We start from the raw sequence: 1,617 nt of genomic DNA, 5'->3' as shown, positions 1-1,617 counted from the left end.
TGCTGAGGGATTAGGGGTTTCTACTGGTACGTTGTACCACTATTTTCCTAGCAAGCAAGCTCTATTTGAGCAATTGGCCCAGGAGATTTGTGAGCAAGACTTAAGTACAGCATTAGCTGAATTGGAAGGAGCGCAAACGCTGCAAGAATCAATGGAAGCACTAGGAAGATACCTAGTGAAAAACGAAGATTACTTTATTAAGTGGACTTATATTTGGATTGATTTTTGTCAACATAAAGACTCTGAGGAAATGTTAAAAAATAGCATTTATAAACGGACTAATCAGCGCTATCAGGAGGCAATCTGCGATCTATTGGGTATTCAAGATTCGGTATTGGCTTCGTTTGTTTTGAGCTTTGTAGACGGGTTAATTCTGGAAAAGTTATGGGGTAATCAAACAATTGATTTTATTGAACAATGTGCGTTATTAGGCAAAATACTGACAGCATATTTGCCGCAACATACAGCAGAAACAAAAGCTTAAACGGACGTTATTTTATGTTTTAAAAGTTAGGCTTTGTATCTCATGGTTGTTATAAACTGCTATATGTATAATAAATTGACCTAAATTATTTTTGAGAAAACCTGATTCATTTAATATAGGTAAAATAAATTTTTAGGAGAGTAAAAGACATGGTTCAAAAGCTATCAGAAAAAACTTCTAAAAAAGGGTTAATTACATTAGTAATTGCAGCTACTGCTATTACAGGTGGAATTGTTGTTTATGGGATTTCTCAGTTTGGATCAGTTGGTCAAACCGAGAAATCTGAGTCAGTTGAAACCACGCCCAACATTCAAAAAGTAGCTGCATTAGGACGGCTAGAACCGGAAGCAGAGGTAATTAGCTTGTTTGCGCCCTTAGCATTGGATGGCGATCGCATTGCCCGAATTTTAGTCAAAGAAGGCGATCGCGTTAAAGCCGGACAAGTGGTAGCAATTTTAGACGCGCGCGATCGCTTGCAAACTGCTGTAATACAAGCCCAACAACAAGTTAAAGTTGCTCAAGCTAAACTCGCTCAAGTTGAAGCAGGAGCAAAAGTAGGAGAAATTAACGCCCAGCAGGCAAGCGTTGAACGTCTCCAAGCCCAATCCCAAGGAGACAAAACAGCGCAACAGGAAGCCATATTCCGCATAGAGGCACAGTGGCAAGGAGACAGAATAGCGCAAGAGGCAACCATTAAGAAGCTAGAGGCAGAACTCAAAAATGCCGAAGCCGAATATCAACGTTATCAACAGCTATATTCCCAAGGTGCAGTTTCTAATTCTTTGTACGATACCAAAGGTTTGACTGTAGAAACTGCCAAACAGCAAGTAGACGAAGCCAAAGCAGTTCTTAATCGCATTAACACCACTGCTAGCAAACAACTTGCCGAAGCCAAAGCAGCACTCGCCCGTACTAACGCCACTGGTAGCAAGCAAGTCAGTGAAGCCAAAGCCACACTTACCAGTATTGCAGAAGTCCGACCTGTAGATGTAGCCGCAGCCAAGACAGAAGTTGAAAATGCGATCGCCACACTCAAACATGCTCAAACCGAGTTGGCGGGTGCTTACATCAAAGCACCGATGGCGGGACAAATCATCAAAATTCATACGCGAGTCGGAGAAAAAATTAGTGCT

Annotated in this window: 2 protein-coding genes; both read left to right on the top strand. The window is 41.4% G+C overall.

Translation table 11 applies throughout. The features are described from left to right. Positions 1-484, top strand: a 484-nt coding sequence (locus VE944_RS30235; protein ID WP_324986284.1) for a TetR/AcrR family transcriptional regulator, incomplete at its 5' end; no start/stop codon positions are given. Positions 485-633: 149 nt separating this feature from the next. Further along, positions 634-1,617: biotin/lipoyl-binding protein (locus VE944_RS30230; RefSeq protein WP_324986279.1), on the top strand; the 984-nt coding region annotated here is incomplete at its 3' end.

It is taken from the genome of Nostoc sp. (assembly GCF_035638895.1).
Taxonomy (GTDB): domain Bacteria; phylum Cyanobacteriota; class Cyanobacteriia; order Cyanobacteriales; family Nostocaceae; genus Nostoc.
This window is presented reverse-complemented; position numbering and strand designations above follow the sequence as displayed.